The following is a 26,042-nucleotide window of genomic DNA, read 5'->3' as shown; positions in this document are numbered from 1 at the left end:
ATGCGTTTAACATTTTTTAACATTCAGGGCATCCGCAAGATAGTTCAGACACTACGTCTCCCATATTCCGCCTAATGGTTAGCATAAAATAAAGCTCGAAGTGGGGAACTCCGAGCTAACCTTACCAATTATTAACCTAAATTTATGAAAAGTCTAATCTATGTTGAACATCCATTTGGTGCTCTGATTAAGAAACGTAATCTAACCACATATTAGTATTTGAAACGTAAGTTTTATTTCAAATTTGACATTTTTTAACAATTCAATAAGTAACTTTAATAAAAACGATCGCTTAAATAAATATCCTATGGCAGAATACGATTTAAATGAACTTCAGAAGATCCACGAAAACAAAGATGTTTTAAATTACCTGGAGCAACAGGGCATTCTTGAAATAAAAAAGTTCAACGATGTTTACGATTATGAAAAAGAGCTCTATGGACTACAGGTCAAGTTGTTGGAGCTCCAATACGAAATCATTGAAAAAGGGAAGCGGGTGCTCATTATTTTTGAAGGCAGGGACGCTGCCGGCAAAGGCGGCACAATAGGCCGCGTAGCCCAATATTTAAATCCTAAAAAGGTTCGCATTGTCGCTTTACCGAAACCAACCGATGAAGAAGCTGGACAGTGGTATTTTCAACGCTATATCAAACAGCTTCCTAATGCCGGAGAAATTGTCATCTTCGATAGAAGCTGGTATAACCGTGCTGTAGTGGAACCCGTATTTGGATTCTGCACTAAAGAACAACATGAATTATTTATGAGTCAGGTTCCAGAATTTGAAAAACAATTAATTGACGATGGCATCATTGTCATCAAGTTATTTCTGAGCATCAGCAAAGAAGAACAGGCCGAAAGATTGAAAGAGCGTCAGGAAGATATTCTCAAGCGATGGAAAATAGGAACGCTCGACCAACAGGCACAGGAAAAATGGGATATTTACACCGATTATATTGAAAACCTCTTTAAGCAAACAGGATCAAAAAAATCACCCTGGTTTGAAATTGTTAAAGACAATAAGAAAAAAGCACGATTGGCAGCTTTTAAGGTTATCATTAATGCCCTTGTCGGAACCGAGCAGGAGCAAGTAGATTCTTTCATTAAAAAACACGATTAAAGATTTTCATCCCCACAAAAAAATTCGTACAACAAAAAGAGAGATCCCATGTTCACTCTTTCTGTTGTACGAATGCAAAATGAATTAAACGACGACAGTGGGCTCAATTTTAGGGCCTGCCGCGAGAACGGTCGCTGGCATTTCGTTATTAAATTTTTCAAAGTTTGCTATGAATAGTTTCGCCAAGCGTTTTGCCTGCATATCATAGGCCTCATCGTTATTCCATAAGCCCCGGGGATCCATGATTTGCTCGGGAACATACGCTCCGCAACTGGTCGGATAGTCTAACCCAAAGATATCGTGTCTATTAAATTGAGATTCTAATAACGAACCATCCATTGCGGCTCGGATTAACGCTCTCGTATAGGCGAGTTTAATCCGCCGTCCTATTCCATAAGGACCTGCAATCCAGCCCGTATTCACCAACCAGACTTTAATATTACGATTCTGTTCTAGTTTTGACCGAAGTAACGCCGCATATTTCCCGGGATGCAGTGGTAAAAATGCCTGTCCAAAGCAAGTTGAAAATGCAGCCATAGGTTCCTTTACCCCCACCTCTGTACCCGCAACCTTTGCGGTATAGCCACTTACAAAATGATAGACAGCCTGGTCAGTAGACAACAATGAAATGGGCGGAAGTACACCAAAAGCATCCGCTGTCAAGAAAAAAATATGAGCCGGCTCATTGCCAATACCGCTTATTTCGGCATTTTCCATGAAATCTATTGGATAAGACACGCGCGTATTCTCGGTTTTACTGATGTCATTGTAATCAGGTTTATCCTGCTCATCCAAAACCACATTTTCCAGCAGCGAACCAAAACGAATGGCATGATAGATCTCCGGTTCCTTATCAGCTGATAGACCAACACATTTGGCATAACAACCTCCTTCAAAATTGAAAACTCCCCGTTCACTCCACCCATGCTCATCGTCCCCAATTAACCGCCTGTTTTTGTCAGCAGACAGCGTCGTCTTTCCAGTACCCGAAAGCCCAAAAAACAGTGCAGTATCTCCATCGTCGGAAGTATTGGCCGAACAGTGCATAGAAAGGACGTTATGCTCGAATGGTAAAATAAAATTCAAGATCGAAAAAATACTCTTTTTAATTTCCCCCGTATAACCCGTCCCAGCAATCAATACAATTTTCTTCGTAAAATCAATTGCAACAAAATTTTCGTTAAGGATACCATATGCATGTGGTTCTTTAATAGACAAGGTCGGAGCAGCCAAGATAGACCAAGGTGGCCGAACTTCTGGATTGGGCTCCGGACGTAAGAATAAGTTGTTGGCAAATATACTTTGATAAGCTGTCTCTGTAACAACACGTATACCAATCTGATAAATCGGATCGGCACCCGCAGCGCAATCTCTGATGTAGATATTTCGCTCAGCCAGGTGCGAGGCTACCAACGAAAATAGCGCCTCAAAATGATCTGGAGACATCCGCTGATTGACTTCCCCCCACCATACACTGTGTTTAGTTAAAGAGTCCTCCACCAGGAAGCGATCTTTGGGGGACCTCCCCGTAAATCTTCCCGTATCAGCAGCAAGCGCTCCTGTATCAGAAAGCCTCCCCTCTTGATTTACCAAAGCATGTTGAACCAATTCAGAAACGGGTAATTGATAAAATACACTTTTCGTGCTATCAATTTTCAAATATTTCAAATCAGGCGCGTTTCCAATGTTACCCTTTTTCATATTTTTTGTTTGTTTTAAAATGTGCTCAAATTTAAAGGCAATTTTCGCTAAAAACAAAACATAATTATCTAAAAATCAAGCTTATTGTACAAAAAACACGTAATCAAAGCGCTAACTATCAGCACCTTACAAGGTTAAAAAAAATTACATTTTTTAGCATATTTTTTTAGCAACTCAACTTATGCCAATTAAAAAATATAATTTATTTTTCGTAAATTGTTCCATTCTTTACAAATATTAATAAGCGAAAATTTTTAGCTTAAGCAAACGTTGATTACACAAAACAGCAAACAATGGTTATGCGTACTGGTCAAAAAGTAAATACAAAATAAGAAGATGAAATTATATGCTATAGAAACGGGATTCTTTAAACTCGATGGTGGTGCTATGTTTGGTGTGGTCCCTAAAAGCATCTGGAATAAAACAAACCCGGCAGATTCAAACAATATGTGTACCTGGGGAAATCGTCTGCTGCTCATCGAGGATAGTAATCGATTAATGTTAGTCGACACGGGCCTTGGAGACAAACAAAATGAAAAATTCTTTAGCTATTATTATCTTCATGGTGATGCAACATTAGACAGATCATTAAAAAATATTGGATTTCACAGAAATGACATCACCGATGTTATTCTTACCCACCTACATTTCGATCATTGTGGCGGTGCCATAGCGCGCGAAGGTGATCAACTTGTTCCGGCCTTTAAAAACGCTCATTTTTGGAGTAATGCAGACCATTGGTCTTGGGCAACTAATCCCAACCCCCGGGAGAAGGCTTCTTTTCTAAAAGAAAATATTCTACCGATACAAGAGAGCGGACAATTAAAATTTGTTGAAGATGTAAAAAATCCATTCGGAAGCGATATCAGCATGCGCTATGCTAATGGCCACACCGAATCCATGATGTTGCCACAGGTCGAATACAAAGGAAAGACGATACTGTATATGGCTGATTTGCTCCCATCGGTAGGCCATATACCTATTCCCTATGTCATGGGATATGATGTACGTCCTTTAGTTACTATGGAAGAACGTCATAGCTACTGGAACGAAATAGTAGACAACGAATATATCCTGTTTTTCGAACACGATTCAGTTCACGAATGCTGCACACTACAACGTACCGAGAAAGGGATACGGGTAAAAGATATCTTTAATTTGGATGAAATTTAAGGTGTATCTTGAAAATAATAAAAACTCAAATAAACAAACAGGCTACCTTAAAGTAGCCTGTTTGTTATTCTATATAGTTTGTTATCCTTTATAGTTTAAAACCTAAAGCCCAAAGCCCAGTAGTTTTCAAAAAACCAGATCTGTTGCGACGCCTTGTCCACCCCTCTCCTTCCAGTGGTACGAATGTTGGTCAGATCAGTCCATCCAGTTTTAAAATTTCCTTGCAGATACAGCCCTTTGTAAAAACGGTAGTGCAACCCAACTTTCGCCGAAGCGCCATAACCTGCAATGTTCCAGAAGTGGTTTGCTCCCTCACCAAAAAGATGAACATCCGAACGCGGAATTAGTAATCCTACATCTACACCAGATTCCATGGTTAGCACCTGTTGGCCCTTCCGATTATTGATGATATCATCATAACGCTCCAAGCCTACCGAAGCAAAATTATAACCGTCGGTGTGTTCAAATGTTAGCATCGCGGAATCTACTGTAATCAATTCACCATTATATTGACCGGCACGGTTTCCGGTCGGAATACCTGGATTAGAAATCTCTTCACCAATAAAACCTGAAATCTTTACCTGCTGAGGTATATCGACGACATATTTCATATGGTCCCAACCCAATGAAATGGAATAATTATCTTTGATATAATAACCAAAATGAAGGTTGAATTGCGGGATCGTCAATCGACTTGGATCAAAGTAAGTCGAACCAAATTTAGTTGGACGATCAGCAGCTTTTACATCGTGAAGAATAAAATCATAATTGGGACCTGTAAAATGAATATCAGATTTTGCATATGAAGAGAAGTTATACCCCCAAAAGAAAAAGAATTTCCCTTTATTACTTTCGGTTCTCAAATTTTTTGGTTTGAAAATACTCTTTCCTATTTCGGGGTTTTCTTGTGCAAATAAAGCAGAAGCACTCAGGGCAAGCGCTCCAATTGTTAAAAATATTTTTCTCATATCAGTGCTAAAAACGTTGCGCAAAAGTACCGGCATTCTATTTTATAAGCAAATAAATTCAATGAGAATTAGTAAAATATGACGAAGATCACAGAAATGTCATTCCAAAACAAAATAAAAAAGCCGCTTTATACGAAAGCGGCTTTTTTGTATGGTCATCAATACTATTGTGCTTGATTTTTTCGAATTATATTTAAGGCGCCACCAGCTTTAAACCACTCAATCTGTTGTGCATTGTACGTATGATTTGCCAAGATCTCCTCTTGTGTTCCATCATCGTGGTGCAATACCAGCGTTAAGGGCTTACCTGGAGCAAATTCAGTCAAACCGATAATATCGATCGTATCGTTCTCCTGAATTTTATCGTAATCATCCTTATTTGCAAAAGTCAATCCCAACATTCCTTGCTTTTTCAAATTTGTCTCGTGAATACGGGCGAAAGACTTAACCAATACTGCTCGAACACCCAAATGACGAGGCTCCATTGCAGCATGCTCACGGGATGAACCTTCCCCATAATTTTCGTCGCCAACGACAATTGAACCAATACCCTGTGCTTTATAGTCACGTTGTGTTGCTGGCACAGGGCCATACTCGCCTGTCAATTGATTTTTTACGTTATCTGTTTTCTCATTGAAGAAATTCACCGCACCGATCAACATGTTGTTTGAGATGTTATCCAAATGACCACGGTATTTCAACCAAGGGCCAGCCATCGAAATATGGTCTGTCGTACATTTCCCTTTTGCTTTGATCAATAATTTCAAACCCTTCAAATCAGTACCTTCCCATGCCGCAAAAGGCTGCAACAATTGAAGACGGTCAGAAGTAGGCGCCACATCAACGACGACGGAACTACCGTCGACAGCCGGTGCTTGGTAACCCGGATCATCTACCGCGAATCCTTTGGTAGGTAATTCGTCCCCTACCGGTGGATCCAATTTTACTTGCTCACCTTTACTATTCGTTAACGTATCTGTCACTGGGTTGAAGCCCAGATCACCAGAAATCGCAATTGCCGCCACCAACTCCGGAGAAGCCACAAATGCGTAGGTATTCGGATTACCATCTGCACGTTTCGCAAAGTTACGATTGAATGAATGAACGATGGTGTTCTTCTCTTGTTTATCAGCGCCTACGCGATCCCACATACCAATACATGGACCACAGGCATTCGTAAATATCGTTGCATTCAGGTCTTCAAATGTTTTCAGCAAACCATCACGATCAGCTGTAAAACGAACTTGTTCTGACCCCGGATTGATACCAAATTCAGCTTTAGTAATTAAACCTTTATCCACCGCTTGTTTTGCTATAGAGGCAGCACGTGACAAATCTTCATAGGACGAGTTCGTACACGAACCGATCAATCCCCATTCAACTTTTAAAGGCCAGCAATTTCTTTCAGCCTCTTCACGCATCCGAGACACTGGCGTATACAAGTCTGGTGTAAAAGGACCGTTAAGAGATGGTTCTAATTCGGATAGATTAACCTCTATGAGCTGATCAAAATACTGTTCTGGATTAGCATAAACTTCAGCATCCGCTGTCAAATGTTGTTTAATCGCATTTGCCGCGTCAGCGACTTCGGCACGTCCCGTAGCACGTAGGTAGCGCTCCATGGATTCGTCATAACCGAAAGTCGACGTTGTCGCACCAATTTCAGCACCCATGTTACAAATGGTTCCCTTACCTGTACAAGATAGCGACTCTGCTCCCTCGCCAAAATATTCCACAATCGCTCCAGTTCCACCTTTGACGGTCAAGATACCAGCAACTTTAAGGATAACATCTTTGGCAGCAGCCCATCCGCTTAACTTACCAGTCAATTTAACACCGATTAATTTCGGGAATTTCAGCTCCCAAGGTAATCCAGCCATCACATCACAGGCATCAGCCCCGCCGACACCAATAGCAACCATACCCAATCCACCGGCATTTACCGTATGTGAGTCTGTACCGATCATCATTCCGCCTGGAAACGCATAGTTCTCCAAAACGACTTGGTGAATAATACCAGCTCCAGGTTTCCAAAAACCGATACCATACTTATTGGACACAGAACTCAAAAAGTTAAATACTTCAGAGCTTTCGTTTTTAGCTCGCGCTAAATCTTTATCTGCTCCTTCTTTCGCCTGAATCAAGTGATCACAGTGAACGGTAGAAGGAACTGCAACCTTAGGACGTCCAGCTTGCATAAATTGCAATAATGCCATCTGAGCAGTAGCGTCCTGCATAGCCACGCGGTCTGGTGCGAAGTCAACGTAAGAAACGCCACGCTTATAATCCTCAGTAGCATTGCCATCCCAAAGGTGTGCATACAATATTTTCTCAGATAAAGTCAAAGGTTTATTAACCACCTGACGAGCAGCAGCAATGCGCTCGTCATAACGGCTATAGACCTTTTTAATCATATCAATATCAAAAGCCATATCTCTCTAATTTATTTGTTTAATTAAGTTACTAAACACTAATTATTACTACTTTGTTGGAATAGGTGCAAACTTTGTCAAGTTAATACCTTCGACAGCAGCTTTATATTCGTCAATGTTCGGAATACGACCCAAGATAGCTGATAACACAACGACAGGAGTCGATGCCAACAAAGACTCTCCTTTCTTACCGTCTCTGTCCTCCACGACACGACCTTGGAATAAACGTGTTGAAGTCGCCATGACCGTATCCCCTTTTGCGGCTTTCTCCTGATTACCCATACAGAGGTTACAACCTGGGCGCTCTAGATACATAATATTCTCATATTCTGTACGTGCAGTACTTTTCGGTAATGCATCGCTAAATTCAAATCCAGAGTATTTTTGCAAGAATTCCCAATCGCCCTCTGCTTTCAACTCATCAATAATATTATACGTGGGGGCTGCAACAACCAAAGGAGCCTCAAAAGTAACTGCGCCTTTTTGTTTTTCAATGTTCTTCAACATTTGAGAAACGATCTTCAGATCGTCTTTGTGCACCATACATGAACCTACGAAACCTAAGTCTACCTTTTTGCTTCCGCCGTAGTACGAAAGATCGCGAATGGTGTCGTGCGTATAACGTTTAGAAACATCCACATTATTTACATCCGGGTCAGCAATCATGGGCTCTTCAATGATATCCAAATCAATCACCACCTCAGCATAATATTTCGCATTCGTATCTGGAGCTAATGCAGGTTTAACCCCTGTTTTGATTTCCTCGATGCGTTTATTTGCCTTTTCGATCAAGCCATGCAAAACATTGTTTTTGTTTTCCATACCTTTATCGATCATGATTTGAATACGCTTTTTCGCGATCTCCAAGGATTCGATTAACGTATCATCTTGAGAAATACAAATGGACGCTTTCGCTTTCATTTCTGCTGTCCAGTCAGTAAATGTAAACGCCTGATCAGCCAAAAGCGTACCAATGTGGACCTCTATAATCCTACCTTGGAACACGTTCTCTCCAGCAAATTGCTGCAGCATCTGCGCTTGGGTAGCGTGAACCACATCACGGAAATCCATATGCTCTTTCATATTCCCTTTAAAGGTAACTTTTACCGACTCAGGAATTGGCATCGAAGCCTCCCCGGTAGCCAACGCTAATGCAACCGTACCAGAGTCAGCACCAAAAGCGACACCTTTGGACATCCGCGTATGGGAGTCCCCACCAATAATGATGGCCCATTCGTCGATAGTGATATCGTTTAAAACCTTATGAATAACATCAGTCATGGAATGATAAACGCCTTGTGGATCACGCGCAGTAATCAACCCAAAGTCATTCATAAATTTCATCAATTTGGGAATATTTGCTTGCGCTTTTTTATCCCATACAGATGCGGTATGACAACCCGATTGATAAGCACCATCCACTGTTGGCGAAATGACTGTTGCAGCCATAGCTTCCAACTCCTGTGCGGTCATCAAACCGGTTGTATCTTGAGAACCTACAATGTTTACTTTAACGCGAACATCAGAACCTGCGTGTAAGACCTTACCAGGTGTAACACCGACCGCATTTTTGTTAAAGATTTTCTCTACTGCTGTCAAGCCTTGCCCTTCAATAGTAATCTCTTTTGAAGGAGCAAATACCGTAGGCGCTTGAATGCCCAGGGTTTCTGCAGCAAATGTTTGGATCTTTTTACCAAAAACAATCGCATAAGAGCCACCGGCTTTAATAAATTCCATTTTCTGGGGAGTCAAAGCTTTCGAAATATCGATCAGCTCACGCTCGCCATGATATAATCTCTTTGTCTTCGTATTAATGGTTAAAACAGTGCCCGTCGCAACTGAGTAAGCTTCTTCAAGAATGGGTTCGCCTTTTTCGTTAAGAACAACATTCCCCTGCTCATCCACTTTCTTCACCCAGTTTTTTAAGTCGATACCAATACCACCGGTCACATCTACCGTTGTCAAGAAAATTGGCGAAATACCATTCGTACCACCGACAATCGGCGCAATATTCACAAAAGGAACATAAGGACTTGCTTGTTTACCTGTCCAAAGTGCCACATTATTTACTCCCGACATACGAGAGGAGCCTACACCCATCGTTCCTTTCTCAGCAATCAACATGACACTTTTACCTGGATGTTGCGCCTGCAATTCACGAATGTGCTGTTGCGCTTCAGGTGTGATCATACATTTACCATGTAATTCACGATCCGAACGTGAGTGCGCCTGATTTCCCGGAGATAATAAATCTGTCGAGATATCGCCCTCACCCGCAATAAAAGTAACCACTTCAATTTCTTCCGGCACCTCAGGTAGCTTCGTAAAAAACTCCGCTTTTGCATAGCTTTCTAAAATATCTTTCGCAACTTCATTGCCTTGTTCAAAAGCTTCTTTCAAACGAGAAGTATCTGCGTCGTATAAGAAAACTTGTGTTTTAAGCACTTCTGCAGCTTGCTTTGCAATCACTACATCGTCACCCAAAGCTAAATCTAATAACACCGCAATAGAAGGCCCACCCTTCATATGGGACAATAACTCAAAAGCAAAGTCAGGTGTAATTTCAGCAACAACAGATTCGCCTAAAATAATTTCCTTCAAAAATTGAGCTTTAACGCCAGCAGCAGGGGTCGTGCCCGGCAGTGTATTATAAATGAACAATCGTAAAGAATCTGCTCTATTAGCGTTGTTTAAGTCCTTAATCTGAGCAATTACTTCACTTAGTAATTCTGCTCCATCAATTGGCTTAGGATGTAAACCCTGGCCTTCTCGTTCTACAACCTCTTGTACGTAATCGTTGTAAATACTCATAGATATCTATCTTTCTATTTTAAGGGTAGCCAAAAAGACACGATGTCTTGCTAAACCACCTTGACTGTAATATAATTAAGCTAATAAGCCATCTATCGGTTTCCCGAACAAATCACAATTTAGCCCTTCCACTTCATGTTTGAAGTTAACTTATTTGTCGTAAATCAACTCCTATGACTAAATACAAAAATAGTGAAAATACAGCTTTAAACGCATGCGTTACATCTATTTAAATCAATTTGGAATTGTTCTAAACAGCCTTTTGCAATTATGCCCGTTTTTTTCCTATCCGCTATTTATACTGCCTGACTTTCAAAAAAATAGGTGATTTATTTGACTAAACCACCTATCCTTTTTATATCGTTTCTACATGTATATCAATGTCCTTCAATGTTTTGACTGTTTCCAGAGGATCTGTTGCATTAAACACAAATGAACCAGCCACCAGCACATCTGCCCCGGCTTTTAATAGCTGCGCTGCATTTGCAGTCGTCACTCCTCCGTCAATTTCAATCAACAGGCCATCGTTCACACCCGCAGCCATCGCTCGTAACTCCTGGACTTTGGCATAGGTATTATTAATGAATTTTTGACCACCAAATCCGGGATTGACCGACATGATGCAAACCAAGTCTAAATCCGCTAGCACATCTTTCAGAAGAGCCACCGGCGTGTGTGGATTCAATGCAACCCCAGCTTTACACCCCAACTCTTTAATAGCAGCCAGCGTACGATGCAAATGCGTACAGGCCTCGTAATGCACAGTAATGATTGCTGCGCCTGAATCTTTACATACTTGCAAATAACGGTCTGGATCAACAATCATCAAATGTACATCCAACGGTTTAGTTGCATGTTTTGCAATAGCCTGCATAACTGGAAATCCAAAAGAGATATTCGGAACGAAAACACCGTCCATAATATCAATATGAAACCAATCTGCGTCGCTGTTGTTTACCATGATGATATCATCGTATAATTTTGCAAAGTCTGCAGCAAGAACGGATGGTGCAATGAGATGTGATTTTGTTGACATGTTGTATTTTTTCTGCAAAGATAACAAGTATTTTTTGTTCATCACAGCCTTTACCCTATTTAATACCCATAAACGAAAATTGGCAGAAGCTGCAGAAAATAAATTATGACTACATTTGTATATTTACAGAACATAAAAATAAAGCTCGCAGTGGGAAGACTAAAAATAAAATACAGAAGAGAATTAAATACAACGGAAAACCTTGTCCGCAAAATTGGATTGATACTTATTACCATCTTTTTGATCTGTATATTTCTTCCCAAACAACCCCGTTTCCGCTATGAATTTCAAAAAGGTAAAGTATGGAACCACGAAAATCTAATATCCCCCTATAATTTTGCCATATTAAAAACGCAAGAAGAATTAAACGCGGACAAGAAAAGTATATTAAATACCATTCAGCCTATCTACAATGCCAATACGACCACCAGCAAAGAGCAAATTGACCAATTCAACACCGATCTGGCCGAAAAGTGGCAGAGCAGCAAATTAGATACTACACATGAAAATATAGCGGATTATAGAAATGCCGGTAATGCCATCCTCAATCATCTCTATAGCAAGGGTATCCTATCCTTGAATAATCGGTTTCAAAACCGTAGTAACGACAAATCTCCAGCCTCTAAGCATTATAATTTTACGCTCATTCAAGACAAAGTCGCCAGCCAAAAAAATACGGCCGACTGCTATACGATCGAAAGCTCCTATAGTTATATGGACGACATCATGCCCAAACTTACCAAAATAAAGCAGAAGAGCTGGCTGGTGGAGACACTAAAAAACTATATCACCATTAACTACATTTATAATGACCAGCAGACAGAGGCTTTGGAACAAAACGCAATTGCCAACATATCAGCTACGCGTGGCGTTGTCCAAAAAGGGGAACTCATAGCCGAAAAAGATAAAATAATTTCCAATGAAACCTACCAAAAGCTTGAGTCATTACGTAAGGTATATGAAGATGAAGGCAAGATCAGCGGCAACCAAAATTATGTGACCTTAGGTCAATTTTTGATTATTTCGCTGGCGCTTTCTATTTTGATGGTGTTCTTATTTCTGTTTCGAAAAGACATCTACTTTAATAACAGACTGCTCGTCATTATCATGATCGTCATCATCGGTATGCTTGCCGTGTTATCCTGGGCCATTAAAATCAAAATACCTAACCTTTATTATATACCGTTTTGTGCGGTTCCCATTATCATTCGTATACTATTTGACACGCGTGTGGCGCTCAATATCCATCTATTGATGGTCTTGTTAGCAGGATTATTTGTCCCAAATAGCTTTGAATTTGTTTTTTTACAATTTATGGCGGGTATAGTTGCGATCTACAGTATCAAAACATTGGTTAAAAGAGAGCAATTGTTTATTTCATCGGCAATCATTCTGGGAACCTACTGGATTGCCTATATTGGATTGGTGGTGACCAGAAATGGTTCCATTGACACGATCTATTGGTCCGACCTCCTTCCATTCTTCGTCAGCGTATTGATTACGCTCCTTGCCTACCCCATGATTTATGCCTTTGAAAAATTGTTTGGTATTGTGTCTGACCTTACGCTCATGGAGCTTACCAACAGTAATTCCAAATTGCTAAGAGAACTTTCTTTCAAAGCCCCGGGCACCTTTCAGCACTCTTTACAGGTGGCTAATCTTGCGGAAGCGGCAATTTATAAAATTGGTGGAAATCCACTACTGGTACGTGCCGGAGCACTCTATCATGATATCGGCAAATTGACTAATCCTCAATTTTTCATCGAGAATCAAAAGACAGAAAAGAATCCTCACGATGAACTATCCCCTGAGCAAAGCGCGCAGATTATTATTTCGCACGTTATAAAGGGTGTTGATATTGCTAAAAAACATCAATTGCCGGACGTTATCCTTGATTTTATCCGCACCCACCATGGCACTACCCGTGTAGATTATTTCTATAACCTTTTCGTGAAGAACAATCCGGATAAATTGGTTGACGAGTCGTTATTTACCTATCCAGGCCCCATTCCTTTTTCAAAGGAAACAGCAGTGCTCATGATGGCAGACTCCGTCGAAGCTGCGTCCCGCGCACTAAAAGAGCCATCCGAAGAGTCCATCAATAATCTTGTCGATAAGATTATTGAACACAAATTGATGCGTGGACAGTTCAACAATAGTAACATTACCTTAAAAGATATCACCGAATCTGCGGTTATTTTTAAGGCCATGCTCAAAAGTATCTATCATGTTCGGGTGGATTACGATTTAAGCAAAAAAACAATGTAATTTTAATTGTCAAACAACAAATTGACTGTCAAACGCTTATTGCAACGTTACATTTTTTTTGCATTTTTTTTATTATTTAGACTTTGCAGAATCAAATAATTGCCTTATGTTTGCAATGTCAAAACAAGGAAGGGTGCCTGAGTGGCCGAAAGGAACAGTTTGCTAAACTGTCGTACTGGAAACGGTACCGCGGGTTCGAATCCCGCCTCTTCCGCAGACAAAAGCGCTTTCAGAGGAATCAGAAAGCGCTTTTTTTGTTTCTGGTGGGAAAGCAGCACCAAAAACAGCACCATGTTTAAAATCCAGCAGAAAGCGGTTCATGAGGACAAGACAGTTCAAGAACGCGCGGATCGTCAGGGCAGCAAACGGGGACTGGAGAGTGGTATATGAATACCAGATCCCCGGCCAGACGGGAAAATTCAGAAAATTCTATGTCAGGGACGGAATCAATTACATCCACAACCTTGAGGAAAAGGAACTGGCCGCGCAGCAGCTCAGGGATGACATAGATTACGCACTGTCCTTCGGATTCAACCCTTTCCTGCCACAGGAAATCCTATTTCAGCAGATGGATGAACAGCAGACCATTTTAAAGGCCGAGAAGGAACGAAAAGCACAAAAACCATGGACCGTGCCGGAAACTGTAGAAAAGTTCTTAGAATACTGCCGAAAATGCGAACTGAGCGAGAACACCGTGCGGACCTATATATCGTTTCTGAACAATCTGAAAAAATACGTCGAATCCATGGATAATCCCCATATCCCCTGTTCTGCCCTTACCGACCAGCATATTCAGGAATTTTTGGATTATTATTTTTTTGAGGAAGAATGGACACCGAGAACCTATAACAACCACGCCAAGTTCATGAGCCAGTTTTTTGGCCGTGCAGCGAAACTTGAAAAGAAGCATAACCGCAACATCGCATATGAAATTGACCTGACGGACCTGATTTTCAAAAAGGACCGGGCAGAGAAAAACAGATACTACTCTCCAATAGTGGCCGAGAAAGTTAAGATGGAACTTGCAAAAGATCCTGAGCTTTATAACTATTCCAAATGGATCTTCTACTCCTGTATGCGCCCTAAAGAAATTCGCTGTTTGAAAGTTCAGGATATTGACCTATCGTCACGCCAGATCAAGGTACCTGGACCTAATGGGAAAACCGGTGACCGCTTTGTCCCTATCTGTGATGAACTCCATGAACTTATACAGGAAATGAGAATTGAAAGAGCCGATCTCAATTACTTTGTTTTCGGAAAAGGGCAAAATATTGCACCTGAACAGGTCTATGAGGATTATTTCAGACGCAGATATCAAAAGATCAAGGATCTTCTCAAATTGGACTATAACTATACCTTGTACTCATGGAAGCATACAAGAGTTGTTTCACTGATAGCTGCAGGGTTTGATGACAATCAGGTTATGACGCTTACAGGTCATAGAGATCGGGCTGGCTTTGAAGCTTATAAGAGAGAATTGGTGATCGACAATACTGTAATGAAGAAAAAGACAATTAATTTTTAGATTCTTATTATTTCCGTTCATCGATTTCTACACTAATTGAATAAAACATATGTATTTAAATTGTGTAGTTTAGAACTTTTAGACGTAGAACTTATAAAACAAACTATCAGCAAAATAGTAACCTATGGTGCCGGTCAGCATACTTTTTTCACATCATTTTGAGCAAGATTTGAAGAATTTGTTGGAGGCTTTAGTCTAGATATCCACTCTAATTAAGTATATTAATTTACTAGCTATTAGGACATAAAAATGTATATTATTATTTATCAAATGTCCTCATAAAGAAGATGTTTATATGAATTTTTTATTGCATCCTCCTGTTCTTTATTTTTACACATATCTATCAAAGATTCAAAAAGACCAGATACTAAATAATGACTTTTTCCCTTTTCATAGTAAAAATCCATAATGAAATCTTCACATAAAGAAAATACATATTTCATTTCCTTTAAATTTACTAGACTAAAACTAATAATAGTATGATCTTCTTTATTGTGATCATACTTGACAAATTGTTCTTTGAAATCTCCCGGGATGGAGTTCACATATACAATAATCTTAGCTAAATAGTCAACAATTCTCGCTTGAAAATGTGTATTGTTATGCCTTTTTTCGTACATAATCCGTTTTAAATCGGAGTATACATTTGCTAACTTATGATCAAATTTGGGCACTTTTCCATTCAGATTAATATAGGCTTTACAAAATACTTCAATATAAAATATAATGTTCTGGAAAAGCGCTGGTGTTAATTCAGTCAATTGTCCAAAATCATATGAGTCTACATCATAAACGGATTTCTTTTCGATGACTTCAATAGCTTTATTTATTAGAAGAGATAAAATATAGTATTGTACCGCACAGGCATTTACCATACTATTATCTGTCGTTTTTTCTTTAGCAACTAAACCATAGGTGCTAATCCATACGAAACCACGTTCACTTTCCGAAATATGTAAGTTTCTATTCTCATCGTAATAAAAATAATGTTGGACAAAATCTTCATAATTAATTCCAAGGGATTTAATTAGTTGAACAAACAACGCTCTAACGTCAAACTTAAAAGTATGAGCAAAAGGATCTTTCGAGGCAATTCGACATATTAAATAATCTAAATCCTCTTTTGTTGATATTATTTTGTGCTCATTTGTGTTCTTAGTCATCATTTATTTCTTATTAATTTCAATGAATACAATTTAATATCCATAGTTGCGAAATTGGGCATTGAATGGAAATGTAATCAAAAAAATCTAGTTAGTACTAGTCATCCTCATAAAACTTATCTCCAAAACGTTTGGCCATAGCAACTCCCTGGTTTGCTATAGCATTTGCAGACTCACTAATAGAATTGAGATAACTCCTTCGATTTGGAGCTCGCCTAACATTTTGGATCCCATGGGTGATATTTCGCTCATTTACATTGATCTTGATTTTACCTCTAGAAAGAAGTTCATTTAGAAGATACATGTTTCGTTCGAGGCTTCGTCTGCTATTTGGCATTATTTTCCTCCTGATTGATCATCAAACTAAATATGCTGTTTGCCATTAATCGAGCAGATTCACTGACAGTGTGCAAATTAACTCTTTTATTAGGTGCAAACTTAGCTTCCCTAAGTCCTTGCATTACTTTGACACTTTCTCTAGTAACATTGATTTTTACCGCTGACAAAAGCCAGATGTTATGTTCAAATTCATTTCTATTGATTGGCATAATTTAAATCTTATTTTTACTATTCAAGTGAGCTTCCATATTGGCAAGCAATCTTACATTTTCGTCGATCGTTTTGAATTCAAAACGGCGATTAGGTGATTTTTTAATATTTATCAAACTTGTTATGTGCGGTTTAAAATCGGTTTGAAATCGTCCTTTTTTAATACTCTCAAGCAAAATATTAATATTTCTTTCGTACTCTATTCGATTAATCGGAGCTTTCATTATTTTAAAATATCTTTATTAAACACATCTATTAGGACTGATTTCATATTGTGCCTAACTTTCCATATCAACTTATATTCATCTTTAAATTTGTCAAGGACATATTTAGGTACAATAACAGAATATCCACTTTTCTGAAACGACCCTTGTTCTTTCTGTTCCCAAATCCTACCAAACCGCCAATATCTGCAACTTGGCATCTCACCATCACCCAGATGGAGCCCACTAAAAAACGCCATATTCGGGTACGATGGAACGACTTCACTCCCAGGTACAGGATCTGAGTATCCTTTTGAAATTACTAACGGGATTACGCCTTTATTATCAATAAAATTTCCATTTTCAGGGTAGCCATTCGCTCTATAGATTTCAGGGCGCAAATTATATTTATTTTTTTCGAACAAAGTGAAGTGGACAAGATATGCTGAAATTTCTACCTGATCATATCGGTAATTCAAATTCGGACCGGTATGTTGGCTTTCATAATAACTTAACACAATGTTGTTTTCATCATTAAAAATCTGCCTAAATAAAGCGTTATCCGGGGAAAATAGGGATTTAATATGTTTACCTATATTTTTGCTTTCATTCAACTTAAGATCCAATCTATTTTCAGGAAAAGTCGGCTGATAGAAACGAAGGACATCTGCAACATCTCTTAATAAGGACTTCGGTACCTTTGGACAAATTACCGTATTTATTGCATACCTAACAATATTTTCAAAATCTGAGACTAACTCTATTTCATTGAAGTTATTAAAGCTCCTGTTTATATAAAAATTCGCTGTCAGACAATCCTCTATCGGCAAAGGACATAATACGTCAATAAGCGCATTTAGATCCGCTTCAAATTGATGGTTCAGGACACCGATTTCGTTCAATGAATATAATTCAGACTCGAAGGCACTAAGATAATCCTCCTCAATTTCGATATCAAAGCTTACATTGCTATTTTCTATGAAACAATTCTGAAAACGTGTTAGCCAACCTGAAGAATCTAGACTGGTTCGATCCCTCACAATTTGAAGTGCTTCTATAAGTGAATTTTGGATCATTAGATGTCTAACCTCAAGAAGGGCCTCCCCTTTTTCCTTAAGTATTTGTTGGAAAACACAATAGAATTCTTCAGGTTTAGCATCTGCTATCTGATGAATCACTGCAGCAGAAAGCTCTTTCGAAAGCTGAAATCCCTCTGAAAGTATTTCATCGATTAAACTTCTTAAAATCAGATTAGGTTCTTCAATTGCAAGCCATGTAATAATTTCCATTGTTCTACTTTTTAAAACCAATGATGGGTGGTTTAGGAACCAGATTAGAAGTTGTAATAACTGTTCTTCTTCACTTTTGTCCTTTACGAGTGGCTCCAATAAAAAATTATATTGGTTTTCTACCTCAGACGGAGTCCTAACCATTAAAGAAATATGGTGCTCGACTACTTCCAATATTTTCTGCTGCTCAATATTATCACCCATACTTCTGAGTAGATTAATGATTTGATCTGCAATTACCCATTCTTCATGCGTGGCTTCATTAACAATCAGGTTCTGGATATCTTTTATAAGATCCTCATGCTTGTCATAGGAATCGCTTAACAGATTTCTTAATTCATTAATAGTCGAAGAATAATAAGAAGGCCAAATAGGATACCTATTCTTTTGTACGTTTTCAAGTGCGTCAACAATTAGTCTTCGAGCAGCAGATTTATTTTCTACTCTAAGTTTACTTTCTACCTGTTTTTTTACTTGAGGAAGTTTGCTAAGGAAATCCGTAGGTTCATATGACCTTTCTTGTTCTATTTTTTTATTAAATTCTAATTCTACGCCGAAATATCGAAATTCATCTTTTAAAACGTTCAAGATTTCCTCATTCACATATTTTTTTAAAGCATTTACATATGCAGTTCTTAATTCTCCCGTAAGTTCGGCAATGTAAAATCTTATCATCCGTCTAACGACCGCTTGCATTCTCTTATCGTCCGATAATGCAGTAGTGTCTAAAATCTGAGATTGGATCTTAACATATCCATCCATATATCTGTCATCTCCGAGCATGAATAGTTCCGTGAAAGCATAAATAACATTTGAATTTCTTAGATCCACACTCATTAACATGTCCAAAATGCCAGCTTGTTCCTCTATAGACCGAGCACCTAAAACATATCCCACCCCTTTTTCAGGCATATCGACAACTCCACTTTCGGCATTTTCAATTATTGTTTTATAATCGGGAAATAGTAAGAATCTAAAATAATCAATTGCTTTAGCTATTAGACCAACTTTTGTCAAATCTCCAACAAATTGCTCCTGCTGCTGCTTCACATATCGTTGAAAGGTCATTTCTCCAGAGGCATGATGTAAATGTGAAGCGAATTTCTTCATTACTTCCATCTTTCCCCCAACTGAACCCATAGCTGAAACAGCACTATTAATTATTCCTAACTGTGCCTCTTTATACCAAGATGGTCCCATAGAATAATTTATCATCTGAGAAAACATCATATTTGCTTTACCGATGTTTCCTATTTTTGCATAGAGTTCGACCAATCTCAAAAGATATTCATTCCTTTCCCATCGATTTTCTACAGTGCTTATAACATGATCCTCCAAAATTCTTAAAATCTGGAAAGTGTTTTCTTCGTATAATGATTTTTTAGCTAGCACATTACTTATGGAGAAAAGGATATCGATGTATCCTTCTGTGTATAATCCTAATTGATAATTCTTCTTTTCAACTATTTTATTTATAAAAGGATCTAATAAATCAGGGAAGAATTCGACAAGAATTTTTATTGTTTTATCATATAGCACAGGTAATATGCTTTCTGGTAGATCATAAGATCTTTCCCAATCTATCCGATCTATTAAATTAGGACTAATAACGGCTAGAAAATTCTTAATATCCGCATTGAGTGACTCAATCAAAGAAAAATTTCCGAAAGCTCTTTTGGCTTTACCACTTATCGTACCAAGGCAATCAAACCGACTTGCAATTGCTTCTTCCCAGTTTATAAAACTGTACGGTAATATCTTTGGTAAAGGATATTCTTCATGTAAAAATCCGTTCGTCTCTGAAAATAACATGAATTCTTCAACAGATGATTTATTAAAATCCACGCCATTTGATTTCCTAAAATTAATCGTCGGAGCAACTTTAAACAATTCACTGAAAATACTGTCAAGAATGTCCACTCTATTCGAATAACGAATCAATACATCCAAAATAATTAAATTATATTTCGTATCCACTCCATAGGTATCAATTTGATATTCAAGATCAGAAACCCATTTAAGTATATTATCATTGGAATTTTCTATTGGGCTGATTTCGTTAAATATATGGGCTTGCGTAATACATAGTGCAGTATATCCAGCAGACTTTGAATTAAATTTGAAAAGGTTATTTTCTTCTAAATATTTTGTATAAGGAGGAAATTTAAATCGCGATATACAATACCCCATATTGTATGAACCAATATCGTCTTTAAAATTATGGATTACTGATTCTGGATGGTTACTATCCCTTAATATTCTAATTGTTCTATTTTCAAGTTCCTCAAATTCTTTATAAACTTTATCAAAGTCACTATTGTAAGAAAGAGTTAGAGAACGAAACTTAAGTCTGACAAACCGGGCAAAAGACTCAGAATCCATTCCCTTTTCAATAATTGAGATGCAGGTTCTTTTTATAGCATGCAATAGTGATTCTGCCTGAAGATCGGCACCATATTCGTAGAACTTCTGTAAAAGATAGAGGGCATCGCCATCAGCAACAACTAATGTTTTATTTCTTACAACATAATGAAGAGCTTCTTCAAATTTTCCAAGAGCAAGTAACGCATTAACCAAAAATGTAGCATTTTCATCAAAAAGTGTATTGTATCTAAAACTAACCCGTTGGGATAACAGCAAAAGATCAATCACTTTATGCGCAATGCCTTCCGATGCAGCAATAGAAATTATCCTTCTAATATCCGAAAGGACTAAATCAGGGCTAATGCCGTATAGTGTACATTTATCAACCCATTCTTGGTCACATTTAATAACCGATTGGTTCCTATTTTTACCCTTGGAAAGATGAAAGACAAGTTCAGATACTGTCAAAAAAGAATCGTCACTTCGTTCGCAATATTTCGCTATATTATCATGAATATCTTTCTCCAGCGATGAAGTTTTATTCTTTACAAAATCAGAAAAAGATGTATGATAAATAATGAGATTATCATCGTCCTTTAGAAGATGTCGAATTTTATTTAAGGCTACTGGAAAAGAAATTTTGGTAGCTTCAGGAACCAAATCATAAAGTTCTTCACTTTCAATACCAACCCGAAGCCTAGATAAAGTACCGGCAACCCAAATCTCGCTAACCTCATGCTCAATCAGCTGCCAGATTTTATTGTAATATTTCTCTATTTCACCTTCTATCAATGGAATTGAATCTATCCAGTTATCCAGAAATGACATATCGGCCTGGCCAAGAATATATTTTACTAAATATCGTAAATATAATGGATGTCCCTCTGATTTAACTGCAAGCTCCTGGATATTTGATTGAGTAATACCTTTTCCCTCTAGTTTCTCTGTTAGGAAATAAATGGATTTTTCAAGAGACAATGGTGTGACTCTTATTTCATCATCAACAGATATTTCTGACTGAAATGTCAATGTGAGAATCTGCTTTGACGTACAACTAAATAAAATTTTCAAACCATCATCCAATTTAACTGGCAATATGGATAAGAATTCTTCTCTTAAACCCATTGGAATATCATCTAGACCATCAATTATGATTAAACCGGTTTTTCCTCTTGTTCTATAAAATTTCGCAAGTAAAGAGAGACCTTCTTTAACTTTTAATAGTTTTTCATAAGGTTTTTCTTCTTCTTTTTCCTTAGACTTTTCTGGAGGTGCGTTATAAAGTACCCTGTTATAGACTTCTTCGATCCATCTAAGGAAATAATCGGGCTTAGCTCGGATTTCAGTTGGAATATTCTCTCTTTCTGGCACTTTGATAAAGTACCTGTCACAAATGATATAAGTTGAATTTCTGAATCCAAACTGTGCAGCGATTGTTGTCTTCCCTGAACCGGGATTACCAGTAAGTATAAAATAGGAACTTGATGTTTGGTTTAAAATCGTAGCTTCAATATTTTCAACGACATCTAAATTTGGAGTGGTGACAGGCAGTTCGTCTTCAATCGAAGATGGAATACCTCCCTGTTCCCCTGTCGATAGCATGACAGCACATTTCAAAAGTTCGTCTTTAATACTTTCTATACTTGTCGCTGCAAGCCCTCCAGATATATCATATCCTATTACACCAGCGACAAAACCATCGACAATTAAAGGAGCGCCAGATACTCCAGCAAAATCTGAAAGATTATTGTATTGATCACATTGTAAATCAATGTCCCACTTTGTACCTTGATTGATTCGTGATACTTTCCCACTTAATCTCATTCCAGCGGTAATACGTTCTGCTGGATATCCAAAAGTTTCCCAATCAGCATTATATGCCAGAAGACGACCTTCCAAAGGAAAACTTTCAAACTTTTGTTGAACTTTGCAAATTTCAATTAGGGAAACATCTCTTTCTTTAATATTGGTAATCACAGAAGCAACGGTCTTCATTCCATCATCAAACTCTAGATAAATCTTTTCTTCTAAGAAGTTGGATATTGTATGAAATGATGTTAAAAGCAGATAACGTTCGTCGTCAGAATTTATAAAAAAAGCTGTTCCGTTTTTATCACCACAAGAAATTCGAACAACTGCGTGCTCTGCAGATTTAAAATTAAAAATTTTCTCCATTAAGTCTTAGTGTATAAGGTTCTTCTGTAAGATAGGTTATAGAATAATTGTATTTCTCTTTCCATTCGAGATTATCAAAAAATCTTGAATTGTCTGTAATATAATTAAATATCAGTTCTCGTCGAAAACCGGTTGGTCTAGATATAATACGTGCTATTGTACTTTTATCAGGATGCTTATCTTTATATCCATTGGTTGAAAATATATATTTCTTTGCATCTATTTTTTCCAACAATGCCTTGCTTGTATTTGCACTGCTTCCATGATGGGCTACTTTGATTACATCAAATAAAATTAATCCGGCAGATTGAAATTCATTTAAGGATTTAAGAACGATATCCGGATGAGCATCAGCAAGAAATAGAAGTTTTTTTTCTTGGATATTAATTATAAATGCGATAGAACTACCATTTGTAGGGGTAGTATCACAAATATCTATTTCCTGCAACAAGGTTTCAACTGTTTCTGACGTCGAAGACTTTGGTCCCTCAGTTGAAACACCTTTTTTTTTCTCCCAGCTCATTAGCATTTCAAAAGCATCATCATATAACTCCTTGGCAGATTGAGAGTAATCAATACCATACTCTGCTAACTTCCCTGTCCAATACTTTTTTAATGCTTCAAGTTTAGTGGAATCCGGTGATAGTAAAAAAATAGATGAGTTTTCGTCTAACTGAATTCTTCTCGAATTTTCAATACATACAGCTCTACCATTAAATTCAGCGTTCCAGAGATATTTCCCCTTCAGGATATGTGCCGCCAATGTCGTTCCCTGCTTTGCGCTAACCTCTCCATTATTATGATCTACCTCTGATTTTTTGAATCCACGAGATATGACACGATTTAATAAGCCTTTTGATCGATGATCGATAGTTTCAGGTAGATCGTTGAGATTATGTAAATGCCGAAATGCATTATGCCATATATTTTTAATATTAATAAAATTCTCTTTGAAATTACTTTTCAATAATGCTATAGCACCTAAAATATGGTCAGAATCAATATGGGTTATTATTAAATAATCCAGCGATTCATTTTGAGCAGCTAACCTTTCCAATTCCCTTTGAATACAATGATTAAATGTATGGGAATAACCAGCATCGATCAAAATATTTCTATAAACTTCACTTCCATAACTTACTAAGAAACTATCGCCATTTTTTGCGGGAAATACCTGAATTGAAATTTTCACTTTTTAATATTTAGCTACTTTAAATTTAATCATTTTACGCTTGATTTAACATATGATATTAAATCAATAGCTTCTTTAATCCCTCTCTTTTGTTAATCAATTACTTAGATAGAGAAAATAGAAATATAATCCATTAAAAAATAAACCTCGTTGTATAAGCCCCGCCATCATTATTCAGATCCAAATATAATCTGCAAAAATGAAAATTATTTCAAATCTAAGAATGCAAGAATTGAGGTGGCGCTTGTACGAAAACAAAACTCAAACAAATCATAAAATGTAAATAACTATTTAACCGCCTAGATTCTCATAAAATGCTTTACAAAAAATGCTTTTCTATCTTTAATATTAAATTCAGCGATATTATTAGTTTGAATATTGGTTCTTTTATCTTATCTCTTCGTAAATCTTTTTTCGAACAACAGACAACCAAATTATTCTCCATCAGAGAGGTTTCTAGAAACTCTCCCATTCAAAATTCTAATTTTGAATGGGATCACTTAAACAATTTACAAGCTATTTTTCAAAAAATTTGCCAACTGTTTATTCCTACGGTTCTAATGGATATCTAGGCAGAAAATTAATCTCACTCTTTGGGTAATATTCGCTTTCACTATTCACATACTCTTCTAATATTTTATTATAAATCCAAGATCCCCTTAACAAGGCCCAATTAATCTGGATATATTCTTCGTCTTTGTATACCACAACCCCGATACATCTGTTCAATTTATGCTTGTATTTATATATCTCTGTAAAATTAAAAAGTGCATTTTCCCAATATGCCTTCTGAGTCAATTGAAGACCGATGAATACAAAACCGCAGCCTGTTTTTGAAGATGTAAACCTAAATGGAAATCCAAAATCATTTTTACGTACCTGTTCAATAGCTGAATAATAACGTTCGTTAAACGCTTTTAACTCTTCTCGATTAAGCTTAGCAATTTCTTTAATTACATGGTGATAATCTGTTTCCTTTCCACCGCTAAATGTAACCAGATTCTTAAAAAAATTGTTCAAGATCCAAGATACATCTGACGATGGTGTTAAAGGGGAGATTTTATCTATGTTTTTAGTGTATTCATCGTTGATCTCAAGAGTATTTGTAGTAGTTATAAAATGTCCCAACAAATACTCCTCCCTCCTTGCTCCAATAGCGCTTTTATGTTTCAAAAACATCTCTTCTCTGAATTCTAAATATTCTGATAATTCAGAAGGCGTTACCAATTTTTTACAAATCATTGCATAGTCGTCAATATGAAATAAATGAATCATACCAACAGTTCGACTCTCCAAAAACTTAAGTTTTCGTTTATGATCCAACAACTCACTTTTAGGATCATAAACTATCATTTTGATGAGTTGATGAACCTTCGCCTCGGCAATGTCAATTTCCTGCCCCCTATCATTCTTAACCGGAAGAGAATTATAGGTTTTGAAAAAAGAAATTGTATCTCTCACTTGCTTTTTTGCCACCGTTTCAACCTTTTTCTCAAACCACTTCTCTTCGCTATTAGTATCCCTAATATGAGATCGCTCTCGCCCTTTAACTTGGTAAACAATCAGTAAGTCGTCTATCCATACCACGTTATCGGCCAATTCTTTGGTATTCCCAGAGGGATGCCGCAATTCATTTTGGGAAAATGTAAATTCCTTAAAAAAGACACTATTATTAATATTCGTCAATAAAAATTCAGATTCTGTCATAAATTGGCTCTTTGAATATTTTAAGATAATCAATTTTATCATATGCTTTACATATATCAAATAAATAAACATCATTCCTTAGGCCCAAAGTTGCATTACAAATGAATATTAAAGCATTAGAATCCGTTATATCCCCAATGGATTAATTATCATTTTGTGGTAAAAGAAATTTTGTAAAATGATTAGCGTTAATTATATATCAAATCGGATTGACTTACTGATCCAATGGTCTAAACTAAATATAGAATTCTCGGGGTCGATAGCACGGGGACATCACTAATAATAAGTAATTGAAGATTTTTGTACCACTGAGCTAAAGAAATTAAATCAACAAATTGAAAACAAAAAATAGCTTCCAACTCTTGAATT

At 37.4% G+C, this 26,042-nt stretch carries 15 protein-coding genes and 1 tRNA gene; 5 read left to right on the top strand and 11 right to left on the bottom strand.

Going from position 1 to position 26,042, the window contains the following annotated elements; all coding sequences use genetic code 11:
* The first annotated feature begins 307 nt into the window (after positions 1-307).
* The gene (ppk2, locus tag QE382_RS12325) at positions 308-1,117 is read left to right on the top strand and encodes a polyphosphate kinase 2 (protein ID WP_307186148.1); all 810 of its coding nucleotides are present in this window, start codon (positions 308-310) and stop codon (positions 1,115-1,117) included.
* Between the two features lie 84 nt (positions 1,118-1,201).
* Here ppk2 and pckA read toward each other — a convergent pair whose 3' ends face one another.
* Complete coding sequence (pckA, locus tag QE382_RS12320) at positions 1,202-2,818, bottom strand: phosphoenolpyruvate carboxykinase (ATP) (RefSeq protein ID WP_307186147.1); 1,617 nt, start codon at positions 2,816-2,818, stop codon at positions 1,202-1,204.
* A gap of 336 nt (positions 2,819-3,154) precedes the next feature.
* Here pckA and QE382_RS12315 point away from each other — a divergent pair, with 336 nt between their 5' ends.
* Positions 3,155-3,991: an MBL fold metallo-hydrolase gene (locus QE382_RS12315; RefSeq protein WP_307186146.1), complete on the top strand. Its 837-nt coding sequence runs from the start codon at positions 3,155-3,157 to the stop codon at positions 3,989-3,991.
* A 95-nt stretch (positions 3,992-4,086) separates the two neighbouring features.
* Here the strand turns inward: QE382_RS12315 and QE382_RS12310 are convergent, their stop codons facing one another.
* The 4 genes from QE382_RS12310 to rpe form a co-directional block, all read right to left on the bottom strand.
* Complete coding sequence (locus QE382_RS12310) at positions 4,087-4,959, bottom strand: hypothetical protein (RefSeq protein WP_307186145.1); 873 nt, start codon at positions 4,957-4,959, stop codon at positions 4,087-4,089.
* A 164-nt stretch (positions 4,960-5,123) separates the two neighbouring features.
* Positions 5,124-7,391 carry an aconitate hydratase gene (locus QE382_RS12305; RefSeq protein WP_307186144.1) on the bottom strand — a complete coding sequence of 756 codons (2,268 nt, stop codon included), beginning with the start codon at positions 7,389-7,391 and terminating at the stop codon, positions 5,124-5,126.
* Between the two features lie 48 nt (positions 7,392-7,439).
* Complete coding sequence (locus tag QE382_RS12300; RefSeq protein ID WP_307186143.1) at positions 7,440-10,202, bottom strand: bifunctional aconitate hydratase 2/2-methylisocitrate dehydratase; 2,763 nt, start codon at positions 10,200-10,202, stop codon at positions 7,440-7,442.
* 355 nt (positions 10,203-10,557) lie between these two features.
* On the bottom strand, positions 10,558-11,238 hold the full coding sequence (rpe, locus tag QE382_RS12295) for a ribulose-phosphate 3-epimerase (RefSeq protein ID WP_307188026.1): 681 nt from the start codon (positions 11,236-11,238) through the stop codon (positions 10,558-10,560).
* A gap of 105 nt (positions 11,239-11,343) precedes the next feature.
* Between rpe and QE382_RS12290 the strand changes: the two genes are divergently transcribed.
* From QE382_RS12290 to QE382_RS12280, 3 genes are all read left to right on the top strand, one after another.
* On the top strand, positions 11,344-13,506 hold the full coding sequence (locus QE382_RS12290) for an HD family phosphohydrolase (protein WP_307186142.1): 2,163 nt from the start codon (positions 11,344-11,346) through the stop codon (positions 13,504-13,506).
* A 127-nt stretch (positions 13,507-13,633) separates the two neighbouring features.
* Positions 13,634-13,720, top strand: a tRNA-Ser gene (locus QE382_RS12285).
* 105 nt (positions 13,721-13,825) lie between these two features.
* Positions 13,826-15,031 (top strand): tyrosine-type recombinase/integrase, encoded by a 1,206-nt coding sequence (locus QE382_RS12280; protein WP_307186141.1) that lies wholly within the window; start codon positions 13,826-13,828, stop codon positions 15,029-15,031.
* A 266-nt stretch (positions 15,032-15,297) separates the two neighbouring features.
* On the opposite strand, the gene QE382_RS12275 is transcribed toward QE382_RS12280, so the two are convergent.
* The 6 genes from QE382_RS12275 to QE382_RS12250 all read right to left on the bottom strand — a co-directional run bounded on the left by QE382_RS12275 (position 15,298) and on the right by QE382_RS12250 (position 25,673).
* A complete protein-coding gene (locus QE382_RS12275) occupies positions 15,298-16,197 on the bottom strand; it encodes a hypothetical protein (protein WP_307186140.1) in 900 nt (299 codons plus the stop codon).
* Positions 16,198-16,291: 94 nt separating this feature from the next.
* Positions 16,292-16,531, bottom strand: coding sequence for a hypothetical protein (locus QE382_RS12270; protein ID WP_307186139.1), 240 nt, complete (start codon positions 16,529-16,531; stop codon positions 16,292-16,294).
* The gene (locus QE382_RS12265) at positions 16,521-16,742 is read right to left on the bottom strand and encodes a hypothetical protein (RefSeq protein WP_307186138.1); all 222 of its coding nucleotides are present in this window, start codon (positions 16,740-16,742) and stop codon (positions 16,521-16,523) included. The genes QE382_RS12270 and QE382_RS12265 overlap by 11 nt, the downstream gene beginning before the upstream one ends.
* Positions 16,743-16,966: 224 nt before the next feature.
* On the bottom strand, positions 16,967-22,774 hold the full coding sequence (locus tag QE382_RS12260) for a serine protease (protein ID WP_307186137.1): 5,808 nt from the start codon (positions 22,772-22,774) through the stop codon (positions 16,967-16,969).
* Positions 22,758-23,966 (bottom strand): AVAST type 1 anti-phage system MBL fold metallo-hydrolase Avs1a, encoded by a 1,209-nt coding sequence (gene avs1a / locus QE382_RS12255; protein ID WP_307186136.1) that lies wholly within the window; start codon positions 23,964-23,966, stop codon positions 22,758-22,760. The genes QE382_RS12260 and avs1a overlap by 17 nt, the downstream gene beginning before the upstream one ends.
* A 549-nt stretch (positions 23,967-24,515) precedes the next feature.
* Complete coding sequence (locus QE382_RS12250) at positions 24,516-25,673, bottom strand: hypothetical protein (RefSeq protein ID WP_307186135.1); 1,158 nt, start codon at positions 25,671-25,673, stop codon at positions 24,516-24,518.
* Between the last annotated feature and the right edge of the window lie 369 nt (positions 25,674-26,042).

Source organism: Sphingobacterium zeae, assembly GCF_030818895.1.
In the GTDB taxonomy this organism is placed as follows: domain Bacteria; phylum Bacteroidota; class Bacteroidia; order Sphingobacteriales; family Sphingobacteriaceae; genus Sphingobacterium; species Sphingobacterium zeae.
The sequence above is the reverse complement of the archived record's forward strand: the minus strand, read 5'-3'. Positions and strand labels throughout refer to the sequence as shown.

What these genes read in the sequence shown, in the direction of transcription:
- ppk2 (WP_307186148.1), top strand. Translation starts at nt 308, where the DNA reads ATGGCAGAATACGATTTAAATGAACTTCAGAAGATCCACGAAAACAAA.
- pckA (WP_307186147.1), bottom strand. Translation starts at nt 2,818, where the DNA reads ATGAAAAAGGGTAACATTGGAAACGCGCCTGATTTGAAATATTTGAAA.
- QE382_RS12315 (WP_307186146.1), top strand. Translation starts at nt 3,155, where the DNA reads ATGAAATTATATGCTATAGAAACGGGATTCTTTAAACTCGATGGTGGT.
- QE382_RS12310 (WP_307186145.1), bottom strand. Translation starts at nt 4,959, where the DNA reads ATGAGAAAAATATTTTTAACAATTGGAGCGCTTGCCCTGAGTGCTTCT.
- QE382_RS12305 (WP_307186144.1), bottom strand. Translation starts at nt 7,391, where the DNA reads ATGGCTTTTGATATTGATATGATTAAAAAGGTCTATAGCCGTTATGAC.
- QE382_RS12300 (WP_307186143.1), bottom strand. Translation starts at nt 10,202, where the DNA reads ATGAGTATTTACAACGATTACGTACAAGAGGTTGTAGAACGAGAAGGC.
- rpe (WP_307188026.1), bottom strand. Translation starts at nt 11,238, where the DNA reads ATGTCAACAAAATCACATCTCATTGCACCATCCGTTCTTGCTGCAGAC.
- QE382_RS12290 (WP_307186142.1), top strand. Translation starts at nt 11,344, where the DNA reads ATGACTACATTTGTATATTTACAGAACATAAAAATAAAGCTCGCAGTG.
- QE382_RS12280 (WP_307186141.1), top strand. Translation starts at nt 13,826, where the DNA reads ATGAGGACAAGACAGTTCAAGAACGCGCGGATCGTCAGGGCAGCAAAC.
- QE382_RS12275 (WP_307186140.1), bottom strand. Translation starts at nt 16,197, where the DNA reads ATGATGACTAAGAACACAAATGAGCACAAAATAATATCAACAAAAGAG.
- QE382_RS12270 (WP_307186139.1), bottom strand. Translation starts at nt 16,531, where the DNA reads ATGCCAAATAGCAGACGAAGCCTCGAACGAAACATGTATCTTCTAAAT.
- QE382_RS12265 (WP_307186138.1), bottom strand. Translation starts at nt 16,742, where the DNA reads ATGCCAATCAATAGAAATGAATTTGAACATAACATCTGGCTTTTGTCA.
- QE382_RS12260 (WP_307186137.1), bottom strand. Translation starts at nt 22,774, where the DNA reads ATGGAGAAAATTTTTAATTTTAAATCTGCAGAGCACGCAGTTGTTCGA.
- QE382_RS12250 (WP_307186135.1), bottom strand. Translation starts at nt 25,673, where the DNA reads ATGACAGAATCTGAATTTTTATTGACGAATATTAATAATAGTGTCTTT.